The 13,569-nt window shown below is 68.6% G+C and carries 13 protein-coding genes; 10 read left to right on the forward strand and 3 right to left on the reverse strand.

What is annotated here, in order from left to right; all coding sequences use genetic code 11:
* The first annotated feature begins 77 nt into the window (after nucleotides 1-77).
* From AC3DEZ_RS16270 to AC3DEZ_RS16295, 6 genes are all read left to right on the forward strand, one after another.
* Complete coding sequence (locus AC3DEZ_RS16270; protein WP_488389148.1) at nucleotides 78-1,919, forward strand: assimilatory sulfite reductase (NADPH) flavoprotein subunit; 1,842 nt, start codon at nucleotides 78-80, stop codon at nucleotides 1,917-1,919.
* A 124-nt stretch (nucleotides 1,920-2,043) separates the two neighbouring features.
* The gene (cysI, locus tag AC3DEZ_RS16275) at nucleotides 2,044-3,744 is read left to right on the forward strand and encodes an assimilatory sulfite reductase (NADPH) hemoprotein subunit (RefSeq protein WP_488389149.1); all 1,701 of its coding nucleotides are present in this window, start codon (nucleotides 2,044-2,046) and stop codon (nucleotides 3,742-3,744) included.
* Nucleotides 3,741-4,463 carry a phosphoadenylyl-sulfate reductase gene (locus tag AC3DEZ_RS16280; protein WP_488389150.1) on the forward strand — a complete coding sequence of 241 codons (723 nt, stop codon included), beginning with the start codon at nucleotides 3,741-3,743 and terminating at the stop codon, nucleotides 4,461-4,463. The genes cysI and AC3DEZ_RS16280 overlap by 4 nt, the downstream gene beginning before the upstream one ends.
* A gap of 197 nt (nucleotides 4,464-4,660) precedes the next feature.
* Nucleotides 4,661-5,923 carry a sensor histidine kinase gene (locus AC3DEZ_RS16285; protein ID WP_488389151.1) on the forward strand — a complete coding sequence of 421 codons (1,263 nt, stop codon included), beginning with the start codon at nucleotides 4,661-4,663 and terminating at the stop codon, nucleotides 5,921-5,923.
* Nucleotides 5,916-6,680 carry a LytR/AlgR family response regulator transcription factor gene (locus tag AC3DEZ_RS16290; protein WP_488389152.1) on the forward strand — a complete coding sequence of 255 codons (765 nt, stop codon included), beginning with the start codon at nucleotides 5,916-5,918 and terminating at the stop codon, nucleotides 6,678-6,680. The genes AC3DEZ_RS16285 and AC3DEZ_RS16290 overlap by 8 nt, the downstream gene beginning before the upstream one ends.
* 47 nt (nucleotides 6,681-6,727) lie before the next feature.
* A complete protein-coding gene (locus tag AC3DEZ_RS16295) occupies nucleotides 6,728-7,084 on the forward strand; it encodes a hypothetical protein (RefSeq protein WP_488389153.1) in 357 nt (118 codons plus the stop codon).
* Nucleotides 7,085-7,105: 21 nt separating this feature from the next.
* On the opposite strand, the gene AC3DEZ_RS16300 is transcribed toward AC3DEZ_RS16295, so the two are convergent.
* The 3 genes from AC3DEZ_RS16300 to AC3DEZ_RS16310 all read right to left on the reverse strand — a co-directional run bounded on the left by AC3DEZ_RS16300 (nucleotide 7,106) and on the right by AC3DEZ_RS16310 (nucleotide 9,034).
* A complete protein-coding gene (locus AC3DEZ_RS16300) occupies nucleotides 7,106-7,444 on the reverse strand; it encodes a hypothetical protein (RefSeq protein ID WP_447104774.1) in 339 nt (112 codons plus the stop codon).
* 10 nt (nucleotides 7,445-7,454) lie between these two features.
* Nucleotides 7,455-7,982, reverse strand: coding sequence for a nuclear transport factor 2 family protein (locus AC3DEZ_RS16305; RefSeq protein ID WP_488389154.1), 528 nt, complete (start codon nucleotides 7,980-7,982; stop codon nucleotides 7,455-7,457).
* A 68-nt stretch (nucleotides 7,983-8,050) separates the two neighbouring features.
* Nucleotides 8,051-9,034, reverse strand: coding sequence for a LysR family transcriptional regulator (locus AC3DEZ_RS16310; protein WP_447104772.1), 984 nt, complete (start codon nucleotides 9,032-9,034; stop codon nucleotides 8,051-8,053).
* Nucleotides 9,035-9,215: 181 nt separating this feature from the next.
* Between AC3DEZ_RS16310 and cysG the strand changes: the two genes are divergently transcribed.
* The 4 genes from cysG to AC3DEZ_RS16330 all read left to right on the forward strand — a co-directional run.
* The gene (gene cysG, locus AC3DEZ_RS16315) at nucleotides 9,216-10,661 is read left to right on the forward strand and encodes a siroheme synthase CysG (RefSeq protein ID WP_488389155.1); all 1,446 of its coding nucleotides are present in this window, start codon (nucleotides 9,216-9,218) and stop codon (nucleotides 10,659-10,661) included.
* A gap of 24 nt (nucleotides 10,662-10,685) precedes the next feature.
* A complete protein-coding gene (cysK, locus tag AC3DEZ_RS16320) occupies nucleotides 10,686-11,645 on the forward strand; it encodes a cysteine synthase A (RefSeq protein ID WP_488389156.1) in 960 nt (319 codons plus the stop codon).
* 247 nt (nucleotides 11,646-11,892) lie between these two features.
* Nucleotides 11,893-12,648, forward strand: a complete 756-nt coding sequence (locus AC3DEZ_RS16325; protein WP_488389157.1) for a hypothetical protein — start codon at nucleotides 11,893-11,895, stop codon at nucleotides 12,646-12,648.
* Nucleotides 12,649-12,882: 234 nt separating this feature from the next.
* Nucleotides 12,883-13,569: hypothetical protein (locus AC3DEZ_RS16330; protein WP_488389158.1), on the forward strand; the 687-nt coding region annotated here is incomplete at its 3' end.

The following is a 13,569-nucleotide window of genomic DNA, read 5'->3' on the forward strand; positions in this document are numbered from 1 at the left end:
ATAACCAGCCGTCCTTTCTGCGCGGCGCAACGGATTCCTAACATCGGATTCCCTCCTGCGCAAAGCGATTGCCCGCGATGACCGCTTCCTCCTCCGCACTGGCGCCCAGCCCCCTGGCCGAGGAGCGTCGCGTGCTGCTGGCGCGGCTGGTGGAAGGATTGGATGCGCCGACCCTGTGGTGGCTGTCCGGCTACACCGCCGGGCTCGCCCACGGCCAGCACGCCCCCCAACTGGCGGTGCTGCCCGGCGGGCAGGCGCAGTCCGGACAACGGCTGACCGTGGTCTACGGCAGCCAGACCGGCAATGCCCGGCGCGCCGCCGAGAAGATCGCCCAGGAAGTCGAAGCGGCCGGCCTGCCGGTACGCCTGCTGCGCGCCGACGCCTACCCGACCCGGGAGCTCGCCAGCGAACGCCTGCTGTACGTGGTGATCAGCACCCAGGGCGAAGGCGACCCGCCGGACGACGCCATCGGTTTCGTCGAATTCCTGGCGGGCCGGCGCGCGCCCAAGCTCCCCGAACTGCGTTTCGCGGTGCTTGGCCTGGGCGATTCCAGCTATGCCGATTTCTGCGGCATCGCCCGCCGCCTGGACGCCCGCCTGGCCGAACTGGGCGCGCAGCGCCTGTTCGATCCCGGCCTGGCCGACCTGGACATCGACACCATCGCCGCGCCGTGGCGGACCCAGGCGCTGGCCCAGGCCCGCGAACACCTCAAGCCGCAGAGCCATACTCCATTGGCCACGGTCACGCCGCTGCGTCCGGCGCATGCGGCGTCTCCCTGGTCGCATGAAAAGCCTTTCGCGGCCGAACTGCTGCTCAACCAGACCGTCGGTGGACGCGACTTCAAGGGCGCGGCGTTCGGCCAGCATGGCGGACGCGACAAGGACGTGCGCCACCTCGAACTCTCGCTGGCGGGCAGCGGCCTGCACTACGAACCAGGCGATGCGCTGGGCATCCGCCATCGCAATCCGGATGCGCTGGTGGAATCGATTCTCCACGCCACCGCGCTGCCGGGCGACACCGAAGTCGAGGTCCAGGGCAGCGCCCTGCCGCTGCGCGAGTGGCTCGCCAGCCGCCGCGAGCTGACCCGGCTCTCGCGTCCGTTCCTCGCCGAACACGCCGCGCAGGCGCGCGCCGATGATCTCAACGCGCTGCTGGCGCCGGCGCGGCAACCGGCGCTCGGCGACCTGCTGGGCAGCCATCAGATCGTCGATGTGCTGCGGCGCTGGCCGGCGCATTGGGAAGCCCACGAACTGGTCGCCGCGCTGCGCCCGCTCGCGCCGCGGCTGTACTCCATCGCTTCCAGCCGCAAGCGGGTTGGCGAGGAAGTCCACCTCACCGTCGATGTGCTGGCCTACGAGGCCTTCGGCCATCCGCATGGCGGCGCGGCCAGCGGGTTCCTGGCCGGACGCGCGGAAGGCGACGCGGTGCCGGTCTACATCGAAGCCAACGAGCGCTTCCGGGTTCCCGCCGACGGCGCGCGCGACATCCTGATGATCGGCCCCGGCACCGGTATCGCGCCGTTCCGCGGCTTCGTGCAGGAACGCGCCGAGACCGGCGCGGCCGGACGCAACTGGCTGTTCTTCGGCGCTCGCCACTTCAATCAGGATTTCCTCTACCAATCCGAATGGCAGGACGCCCTGCGCGGGGGTTCGCTGCACCGGCTGGATCTGGCGTTCTCGCGCGACCAGGCCGACAAGATCTACGTGCAGCACCGCCTGCGCGAACATGCCCGCGAGGTCTACGCCTGGCTGGAAGGCGGCGCGCACCTGTACGTCTGCGGCGCCATCGGCATGGGCAAGGACGTGCACGCCGCGCTGCTGGACATCGTCCGCGCCCAGGGCGGCCACGACGACGACACCGCATCCGAGTACCTGGCCCGCCTGCAATCGGAAGGCCGCTACTGTCGTGATGTGTATTGACGGCCGGGATTGGGGATTCGGGAATGGGGAATCGTAAAAGCCCGCTCCATTCCTCATTTCTCCGATCTCCCGCTGCGCTCTTGCAAATCCCCAATCCCGAATCCCCAATCCCCGATTTCCACCCATGTCCCACTCCGTAGAAGACATCAAATCCCAGAGCCGGCGCCTGCGCGGCAGCCTGCTGGACAGCCTGGCCGATCCGGTGACCGGCGCGCTGCGCGAGTCGGACCAGACCCTGATCAAGTACCACGGCAGCTACCAGCAGGATGACCGCGATCTGCGCGACGAACGGCGGCGGCAGAAGCTGGAGCCGGCCTATCAGTTCATGATCCGCACCCGCACGCCCGGCGGCGTGGTCACGCCGGAGCAGTGGTTGAAGCTCGATGCGGTCGCCACCCGTTACGCCAACCACTCGCTGCGGGTCACCACCCGCCAGGCGTTCCAGTTCCATGGCGTGATCAAGCGCGAGTTGAAGGCGACCATGCAGGCGATCAACGCGGCGCTGATCGACACCCTGGCCGCCTGCGGCGACGTCAACCGCAACGTGCTGGTCGCGGCCAATCCGCTGCTGTCGAAGGCGCATGCGCAGGTGCAGGCCTGGGCCGCGCGGTTGTCCGAGCACCTGCTGCCCAATACCCGCGCGTACTACGAAATCTGGCTCGACGAGGAACGCGTGGCCGGCAGCGGCGAGGAGGAGGAACCGGTCTACGGCGCCACCTACCTGCCTCGCAAGTTCAAGATCGGTTTCGCGGTTCCGCCGCTCAACGACGTGGACGTGTTCGCCAACGACCTGGGCTTCATCGCCATCCTGGAGGACGGCGAGCTCGCCGGCTTCAATCTGGTGATCGGCGGCGGCATGGGCGCGACCCACGGCGACGCCGCGACGTATCCGCGCATCGGCAACGTGGTCGGCTTCCTGCCTCCGGAAAAACTGCTGGACGTGGCGACCGCGGTGGTCACCACCCAGCGCGATTTCGGCAACCGCGAACAGCGCAAGCGTGCCCGCTTCAAGTACACCATCGATGATCACGGCCTGGATGCGATCGTCGGCCAGATCGAGTCCCGCTCCGGTTACGCGTTCGCACCCGCGCGCGCGTGGCACTTCGATCACAACGGCGATCGCTACGGCTGGGTCGAGGGCGAGGATGGCCGCTGGCACCTGACCCTGCACTTCTTCGCCGGACGCATCGCCGACACCGCGCAGGCCACCCACCTGACCGGCCTGCGCGAAATCGCCGGCATCCACCGCGGTGAGTTCCGGCTCACGCCCAACCAGAATCTGGTCATCGCCGGGGTTCCGGCCGGCGAACGCGAGCGCATCGACGCGCTGGTGCGCACGCACGGCCTGGATGACGGCCGCCGCGCCGGCACCGCGCTGGCGCGCGCCGCGGTCGCCTGCGTGGCCTTGCCCACCTGCGGTCTGGCGATGGCCGAGGCCGAGCGCTACCTGCCCGATTTCACCGCCCGCCTGGAACCGCTGCTGGACAAGCATGGTCTGCGCGACGCACCGATCCTGCTGCGCATCTCCGGCTGCCCCAATGGCTGCTCGCGTCCCTATCTGGGCGAGATCGCGCTGGTCGGCAAGGCGCCGGGCCGCTACAACCTGATGCTGGGCGCGGACCATCGCGGCCAGCGCCTCAACACCCTCTATCGCGAAAACATCACCGAGCCGGAAATCCTGGAGGCGCTGGATCCCCTGCTGGCCCGCTATGCGCGGGAGCGCGAGGCGGACGAAGGCTTCGGCGACTTCCTGCATCGCAGCGGCGCGATCGCCCTGCCGCCCTATCCCACCCATCGACAGATTGCCCTGGAACTGCACGCATGAGCGCGCCGCAAACCGCACCGCTGCCCGAGTCCACCGAGGACATCGCCACCCTCAACACGCGCCTGGAAGCGCAACCGGCCGAAGCGCGGGTGCGCTGGGCGCTGGCCAACGGCCCGGCGCAGGCGGCGATGTCCTCCAGCTTCGGCGCGCAGGCCGCCGTGCTGCTGCACATGCTGACCCGCCAGCAGCCGGACCTGCCAGTCATCCTGATCGATACCGGCTATCTGTTCCCGGAGACCTACCGCTTCGCCGATGAACTGACCGAGCGGCTCAAGCTCAACCTCAAGGTGTTCCGTCCACTGGTCAGCCGCGCCTGGATGGAAGCGCGCCACGGCCGCCTGTGGGAACAGGGCCTGGTCGGCATCGAGCAGTACAACAATCTGCGCAAGGTCGAACCGATGCGGCGCGCGCTCGCCGAACTGGACGTCGGGACCTGGTTCACCGGCCTGCGCCGCAGCCAGGCCAGCAGCCGCGCCCACGCGCCCGTCGTCGAATGGCGCGGCGCGCGGCTGAAGGTCAACCCGATCGCCGACTGGACCGATCGCGACGTGTGGCAATACCTCAAGCAGCACGATCTGCCCTATCACCCGCTGTGGGAACAGGGTTACGTGTCGATCGGCGATTTCCACACCACCAGTCGCTGGGAGCCCGGCATGCGCGAGGAGGACACGCGCTTTTTCGGGCTCAAGCGCGAGTGCGGTCTGCACCTGGACGTCTGACCGGCGACTCCGGCCGCGCGCCGCAAGCGCCGATGGCAGGGATCGGCGCGGCGGCCGTCGCCGGTGTCGCCCCCTGACCGGGCCCGCCCCGCGCCGACCCGCCTTCATCCCCCGAATCCGGCTTTCGTCGCCCGCCCCCTTCCCGTCCGGCGCGGGCCGGCTATGCTCCGCGGCAATCCAACACCGACGGATCCGCCGTGTTCGCCAGCCTCTTCTTCATCATCCGCATCTTCGCCGCCTGGACCGGCGTGCTGATGCTCGCCGGCCTGATCTGGGCGGGCACCTTCAACGTCATCACCGGCAGCGATAACGCGCCGGGACCGGTGTTCACCCTGCTGGCGCTGCTGGTCGCGTTGTCGGTGGTCATCAGTACCTTCTCCCACCTGCGCCGGGTCAGCCTGGTCGCCGGCCGGCTGGATCACGACACCCTGTCCAACCGCCAGCACCGGCGGATCGAAATCCCGCTGGAAGCCGACGAGGCCTTCCTGCTGGTCGAGTCGGCAGTGCGCGAACTGCCGCGGGTGGAGGAAGTGGAAAGCGCCCGCGACAGCCTGCAGGTGAAAGCGAAGCTCAAGCGCATCGATCCCTACGGCAATGATCGGCCCTCGCGCTACAACGTGTTCAACTGGTTCAGCACCAAGCGCAACCAGATCCTGGCCACGGTCACCCCCGGCGCCGGCAGCTGCAGCATTTCGCTGCTGTGCGAACCGGAGGCCAGCGCCTGGAGCGATCTGCTGAAAGTCGACAACGGCACCAACCTGGAGAACGCGGAAGCCATCGTCCGCGCCATCGCGCGCCGGATCGGCGAGCGCCGGCGCGAGGAAAAGGCCGACACCGCGCAGACCGTCACCGAGAAGGAACTGACGGTGGCCAAGCTCAACCTGCTGCAGGCCCAGGTCGAACCGCACTTCCTCTACAACACCCTGGCCAGCGCGCAGGTGCTGACCCGCACCGACCCGGCGCGCGCCGATCTGATGCTCGGCCACCTGATCCAGTACCTGCGGCGATCCCTGCCCCGCGCCGAAAACGCGATGTCCACGCTGGGCGAGGAAACCGAACGCGCCGAAGCCTATCTGGAGATCCTGAAGATCCGCATGGGCAACCGCCTCAACACCCAGGTGGAGATTCCCGAAAGCCTGCGCGAAGTGGCGATGCCCTCGATGATGCTGCAGACCCTGGTCGAGAACGCCATCAAGCACGGCCTGGAGCCCAAGCCGGGCGGCGGCACAATCTGGGTCATCGCCCGCGAACAGGAAGGCCGGGTGGCGATCACCGTCGCCGACGACGGCCAGGGTTTCGGCAGCCAGACCGGCGGCACCGGCATCGGCCTGAAGAATCTGCGCGAACGCCTGCACCTGACCTACGGCAACCACGCTTCGTTCGCAATCATCTCCAACTTCCCGCAGGGCGTGGCCGCGACCCTCAACCTGCCGATGCCGGCGGGGGTGTCCCGTGGCTAAGGCCGTCATCGCCGAAGACGAGGAACTGCTGCGCACCGCGCTGGCCTCGCTGCTGCGCGACACCTGGCCACAGCTGGAACTGGTCGCCGAATGCGAGGACGGCGCCTCGGCGCTGGAAGCCATCGCCGAGCATCAGCCCGACATCGCCTTCCTGGACATCCGCATGCCGGGCCTGACCGGCATCGAGGTCGCCACCGCCATGGCCGAGGCCAGTCCGGCCACCCAGATCGTGTTCGTCACCGCCTACGACCAGTACGCGATCGACGCCTTCGATCAAGGCGCGGTCGACTACCTGCTCAAGCCGATCACCCGCGAACGCCTGGCCACCACCGTCCAGCGCCTGCAGCAGCGCAGCGGCCATCATCCCGACGCAGCCACGCTGGCCGCCCTGCTCCGGCAGATCGGCAGCCGCGCGCCGACCGACGACAAACCGCCGCTGGTCTGGATCACCGCCAGCACCGGCAAGGAAACCCGATTGATCCTGATCGACGACGTCGCTTACTTCCGTGCCGACAACAAGTACACGGTGGTGATGACCGCGGAAGGCGAGGCGCTGCTGCGCACACCGCTGCGCGAACTGCTGGATGCGCTGGATGCGCGGATCTTCAAGCAGATCCACCGCTCCACCATCGTCAATCTCAAGGCGGTCGCCTCGATCACCCGCGACGATGCCGGCCGCGGCGTGCTCAAGCTGCGCAACCGCCCGGAAACCCTGCTGGTCAGCCAGCCCTTCATGTCCCTGTTCCGCGGCATGTGAACACCGCCGCCACATCACCGCGACACATCCCCTCTTCGAGGTCCGCCATGCGCATCATCGCCACCGCCGTGTCCTTCCTGCTCGGCCTGGTCGGCTGCCAGGAAAAGCCGTCCGTGACCTCCGTGGTCCGCAGCGAGGCCAATGGCGCCGATTTGATCCACAGCCGCAGCGTCATCCGCGCCGGCGAAGGCCGCTTCCGCTGCCTGGCCAGCGCCACCGGCAAGTGCCACTACGTCATCGTCGCACCCGAGACCTGCGCGTCGGGCGGCGCGTGTCCACCAGGCCGGCTGCAGGCTTTCGTGCTGGAGGTCGGCGGCGAACGACGCATCGACGGCCTGCCGCGCGGCGCGCGTCCCTGCGTGGACCGCGATCGCGAACCCGACGCCGCCACCTGCCTGAACTAGGTTGCCGGCGTCACCGGCGCCTCAGTGGGCGTGGCGGATCACGGTCTTGCCGCCACAGCCGATGCACTTGCGGTAGATCTCGCCATGCCGGCCCAGTCGGGGCCGCGACATCAGGCCGCCACAGCCGCAGCGGCGCTCGCGTCCCAGCGCCCAGCGATAAAGCCGCCAGCTGGAATGCAGCGCCCACGCGGTTCCCAGCAGGATGGCCGCGAGGAACGACAGCGACGCCATGCGCGCGCTGCTGAAGCCGCTGAAACTGGCCTGGGTGCGTGTCACCGTCTCGGCCACGACAAAACCGCCCACGGCGATCAGCACGGCCGGGGCATACATGCGCAGCACCATCCGGGAAACCATCTTCATCGGCGGAGCCTCATGGCAAGGGGCGATGGCCGTAACTGAGCACGCGCGAAACCTTCCACTGCCCGTCCTCGAGTTTCCACACCTGGCTGAAACCCGCGATTCCGACAGCCTTCTCCGGGCCATCGCCCTTGCGTTCATGGAACCGGTGCTCGCCGATCTCCATCGCGCCGTAGCCGGGAATCGGATCAACCTGCAACGAGGATTCGATCAGTTCGCGGCGCGAACGCCAGGCATCCGGTGCCTTCCAGGCCGCGCAATTCTTTTCGATGACCGCGATGAAGTCGGCGGCCGACCGTGCCACCACGCCGCCTTTGTCGTGGTAGAACTCCATGTCATCCGCCAGCATCGGCTTCAACGCTTCGATGTCACAGGTCTCGAAGGTGATCGCGAACAAGGCGAGATCCCGTTCGCGGATGATCCGCTTGAGTTCCTCCGGCGCGGGCAACGTCACCTGGCCGGCGGCCGGTTCGGCGGAGAGGCCCGGACGCGCGGGCAGGCAGGCGGCCAGGCCCAACGCCAGGAGGGTCGCGATGCGCATGTCGATGTCCTTTTCGAATCAGTGCGGGAGTATGCGATTCCGCCACCGGCGCCGGAAGTCCCTCCCCGTCAGAGGGTGATGGTCTGGGTCAGCGATTCCCAGGTCGGCGGCGTCGGCCAGTCGGCGACCTGGTTGCCGTCCAGCACCCGGCGCAGATCCCGGCGATCCACCTGCGGGGCCAACGCATGCACCAGCTCCAGGGCGTAGTCGCGCAGCACGCGTTCACGCGGCAGCACCGCCCAGGCCACGCACTCCTTGATCTCCGCCGGCGCCGGCCAGGAGCGCAGATCGGTGTCGGTGCTGCCCACAGCCATTTCCGCCAGCAGCCCCACGCCCAGCCCGGCGCGCACGTAGGTCTTGATCAGATCCGCGTCCAGCGCGGTCACCGCGATGGTCGGCTCCAGTCCCACGCTGGCGAACGCGCGCTGCAGCGAGGAGCCCGGGCGGGTCGAGGAGTCGTAGCTGACCAGCGGAAGATCGACCAGTTCGCGGATGCTCGGCGCGGCGCCATCACGATCCAGCGCGTGGCCGCGCGGCACGAGCACCAGCCGGCGCCAACGGTAGAGCGGCACCGCGATGCCGCCCTGCGGTTCGTCGCCGGCGGTGCTGATCACCGCGATGTCGGCGTCACCCTGGCTCAGCAGGTCCAGCGCGGTGCTTTCGGCGGCGTGCTGCAGGTGCACGCTGACCTGCGGGTACGCCCGCTTGATCCGGGCGATGGCCGGCGGCAGCACGAAGCGGGCCTGGGTGTGCGTGGTGGCCAGGATCAGCTGGCCCTGGCTCTCGCGGCGCTGGTTGGCGGCGTAGGTGCGGATGTTGTTGGCCTCGGACAGCACCGCGCGCGCGCGCTCGATCACTTCCTCGCCCGCCGGCGTCACCGATTCCAGGCTGCGGCCCTTGCGCACGAACAGCAGGAAACCCAGCTCGTCCTCCAGTTGCTTGAGCTGCTTGGACAGACCCGGCTGGGTGGCATGCACGCGGACGGCCGCCAGCGTGATGTTGAGGTCGGCGTCGGCGATCGCCACCAGGTAGCGCAGTTGGGTCAGCGTCATCGGAATCCGTCTCGGGACCGCCTCGGCGGGCGGTGCAGGGGGAGCGAGGACTGTAGAGGATTTTCCCGGACCGTAACGCCGGCGGCTTATAACCGCAAGGCATGTCCGATCCGGTGCAAGTTATTTCCTTGTGCCGGCGCGCGAACGCTACGGTCATGAGCCTTGAATCGACCGCTCCGCCGTGGCCGCCCTGTTTCCCCTCTTCGCCGATCTGCATGACCGCCCTGTGCTGGTGGTGGGCGGTGGCGTCGTCGCCGAGCGCAAAGTGCAGGCGCTGCGCGAAGCCGGCGCCCGCATCCACCTCCAGGCCCCCACCCTGACCCCCGCCTTGCAGGCGCTGGCCGATGCCGGCCGGATCGGCTGGGAGCCCGGCACCTTCCGCGCCGGCGCGCTCGACGGCGTCTGGCTGGTCATCGCCGCCACCGACGACGCGGCCGTCAACCGCGCCGTCGCCGATGCCGCCGGCCGCCGCCGGGTGCTCGCCAACGTGGTCGACGACGCGGTCCTGTCGAGCTTCCACGTACCGGCCGTCGTCCAGCGCGGCGAACTGCAGATCGCCGTCTCCAGTGGCGGTGGCGCGCCGATGGTCGCGCGCCACCTGCGCCGGCAACTGGAAACCTGGCTGGACGATTCCTGGGGTGCCCTGACCGCGCTGCTGGCCCGCGAGCGCAGGCGCATCCGAGCGCGCTTCCCGGAACCGGGCGCGCGCCGCCGGTTCTTCGAACAACTGCTGGCCGGTCCGCTGCCGCGCCTGCTGCGACAGCGACAGCCGGAGCAGGCCGAACGCCTGCTGGCCGACACGCTCGATGGCCCGGTCGCCTCATCCCCGGGATCGGTGGTCCTGGTCGGCGCGGGTCCCGGCGATCCGGGCCTGCTGACCCTCAACGGCCTGCGCGCGCTCAACGAAGCCGACGTCATCCTGCACGACCGCCTGGTCAGCGACGCAATCCTGCGACTGGCACGCCGCGACGCGCTGCGCGTCGAGGTCGGCAAGTCCGCGCAGGGCCACAGCGTGCGCCAGGAAAGCATCCACGCATTGATGCTGGAGCATGCGCGCGCCGGCCGCCGGGTGGTACGCCTGAAAGGCGGCGATCCGTTCGTGTTCGGCCGCGGCGGCGAGGAACTGGAGTTCCTGCGCACGCACGGCGTTCCCTACGAGGTCGTCCCCGGCATCACCGCGGCGGTGGCCTGCGCCGCCTATGCCGGGATTCCCCTGACCCACCGCGACCACGCCCAGTCGGTGCGGCTGGTGACCGCGCACTGCAAGGATTCGCTGGACACCCTGGAATGGGCGGCGCTGGCGCGCGGCCGGCAGACCCTGGCGTTCTACATGGGGGTGGCCGGACTGGAGACGGTGCAGGCCCGGCTTTCCGCCGAAGGGTGTCCGGCCTCGACGCCGTTCGCGTTGATCGAGAATGGGTCGCGCGCCGAACAGCGCGTGATCACCGGCCGCCTGGACGGGCTGGCGGAGACCGCCCGCCGCCACCAGGTGCGGTCGCCCGCCCTGCTCGTGCTCGGCGAGGTCGCCGGCCTGGCGGGCACCCTGCACTGGTTCGGGGCGCCGCCGCTGGCCGCGCCACCACGCTCCGATTACCTGCCGGTCCCCAAACTTCCGCACGCCGCCTGACATTCCCCTTCCGGAGATCCCTTCATGCCCATCTACGACAGCATCCTGGACACCATCGGCCGCACGCCGGTGGTCAAGCTTCATCGCGTGGCGCCCCCGCACGTCGAGTTGTACGCCAAGGTGGAATCGTTCAATCCCGGCGGCTCGGTGAAGGATCGCCTCGCCCTCGCCATCGTCCTGGATGCCGAGGCCAAGGGCCTGCTCAAGCCGGGCGACACGATTGTCGAGGCCACTTCCGGCAACACCGGCGTGGCGCTGGCGATGGTCGCCGCCGCGCGTGGCTACAAGTTCGTCGCCACCATGGCCGAGACCTTCTCCATCGAGCGCCGCAAACTGATGCGCGCGTACGGTGCCAAGGTCATCCTGACCCCCGCCGCCGAACGCGGCAGCGGCATGGTGCGCCGGGCCGAGGAACTGGCGAAGAAGCATGGCTGGTTCCTGGCCCGCCAGTTCGCCAATCCGGCCAATCCCGCCTATCACCGCCAGACCACCGCGGCGGAAATCCTGCGCGACTTCGCCGGCCGCCGGCTGGATCATTTCGTCACCGGCTGGGGCACCGGCGGCACCCTCACCGGCGTGGGCGAAGTGCTGCGCGTGGCGCGGCCGGAAGTGCGCATCACCGCCTCCGAACCAGCCGGCGCGTCGTTGTTGCAGGGCAAGGAATGGGCGCCGCACAAGATCCAGGGCTGGACGCCCGACTTCGTGCCGGAAGTACTGAACCGCGAAGTGTTCGACGATCTGCTGACCGTGGACGACGTGACCGCCATCGCCACCTCGCGCCGGCTGGCCGCCGAGGAAGGCATCTTCGTCGGCATCTCCGCCGGCGCCACCGTCGCCGCCGCGCTGCAGGTGGCGGAGAAGGCCAGCGAAGGTTCGGTCATCCTGGCGGTGCTGCCCGACACCGGCGAACGCTACTTCTCCACGCCGCTGTTCGAAGGCGTCAACGAGGGCTCCGACGACGAGTGGCTCGCCTCGCTGGGCTGAGCCAACCAGGCCAGGGCGCGTGACACAACGGTGTCGCGCGCCTAACCCCTTCACTCCTGGCTTGTAGCCAGTGCGATTCAGGCATTCGGTCCGCTTTTCAAGACCTGTGGCCGCCACCAGAACGTCACCACGCCCGCACGCGCTGCCGGGCCACGCCCTGCTAGGACGATTCCTATAGCCCATGGCCCGGTGCCTTGTTCATCGTGGCCGGCACCGCAACACCAACGGAGCTGGCATGGGAACCGGGATGTCCACGAAACAAGCGCCAGACCAACGCGCCCTCACCAGCAGAATCCGTCGCCTGCCGGCGCTCGCGCTCGTCGTCGCGTCCGCCACCTGTGCGCAGACACCTGCCGCCTCACCGACGCCGCCGGCCCAGGAACCCGCCGCCGCGGCCTATCGCCCTCACACGCTGGACGAATTCCCGGAACTGACTCCGGAGGAAATCGGGCGGCGCTTCCTGGCCCTGGCCGACAGCCTGACGTCGTTTGACGAACTCACGCTCGACCACCTGCACGCGGTCATGCGACTGCCGTTGACACGCCTGCCGGAGGCACCCGGCCCCTTTTTCACGATGCACCTGCCGGCGTCCGGCTGGTACTACGGCTTTTCCCTTTACGACGACCCGGTACGCCCCAAGAAAAGAAATGTCATCTACCGGTTCATCAACCGGCCCGCGGGCTGGGACCACAACGACGACCGCGCCGACATGGCGCCGGTGTGCGGCCTGGACTACCCGGCCTACGTGGCGGAACTGAAGAAGAAGGGCTTCGTGGAGCGGGAGGACCTGGCGGAATACGACTCCCCCGTGCCGCCCGCCATCTACAACGCCAAAGGAAAGCAGATTGGCTTCGAGGAGCGCCGGTTCTTCCGCCTGCCTGTCTACTTCTTTTCGCGAGGCGATGTTGGAATCGTCATCCACAGACGGCGCGAAGCCGATGCCCCGGAGGCGAAGCTGTATCACGCCTGCGTAGAGAGTATCAGCATCGGGAGAATGTACTGAGCCATGGCCCACCCCAACCCTCGATTGCAAGCCGCGATTGCTCAATTCACTGGGCAACCCGGCGTCACGTCGGAGCAGGCGGCGCAGCCAACGGCTGATGTTTGGCGTCAGCCTCGTTTCAAGCCAAGCAGTGCTGCATACGCTGCTGTCCACGCCCTGCTAGGACGATTCCTATAGCCCATGGCCCGGTGCCTTGTTCATCGTGGCCGGCACCGCAACACCAACGGAGCTGGCATGGGAACCGGGATGTCCACGAAACAAGCGCCAGACCAACGCGCCCTCACCAGCAGAATCCGTCGCCTGCCGGCGCTCGCGCTCGTCGTCGCGTCCGCCACCTGTGCGCAGACACCTGCCGCCTCACCGACGCCGCCGGCCCAGGAACCCGCCGCCGCGGCCTATCGCCCTCACACGCTGGACGAATTCCCGGAACTGACTCCGGAGGAAATCGGGCGGCGCTTCCTGGCCCTGGCCGACAGCCTGACGTCGTTTGACGAACTCACGCTCGACCACCTGCACGCGGTCATGCGACTGCCGTTGACACGCCTGCCGGAGGCACCCGGCCCCTTTTTCACGATGCACCTGCCGGCGTCCGGCTGGTACTACGGCTTTTCCCTTTACGACGACCCGGTACGCCCCAAGAAAAGAAATGTCATCTACCGGTTCATCAACCGGCCCGCGGGCTGGGACCACAACGACGACCGCGCCGACATGGCGCCGGTGTGCGGCCTGGACTACCCGGCCTACGTGGCGGAACTGAAGAAGAAGGGCTTCGTGGAGCGGGAGGACCTGGCGGAATACGACTCCCCCGTGCCGCCCGCCATCTACAACGCCAAAGGAAAGCAGATTGGCTTCGAGGAGCGCCGGTTCTTCCGCCTGCCTGTCTACTTCTTTTCGCGAGGCGATGTTGGAATCGTCATCCAC

It is taken from the genome of Pseudoxanthomonas sp. 134C1 (assembly GCF_057773065.1).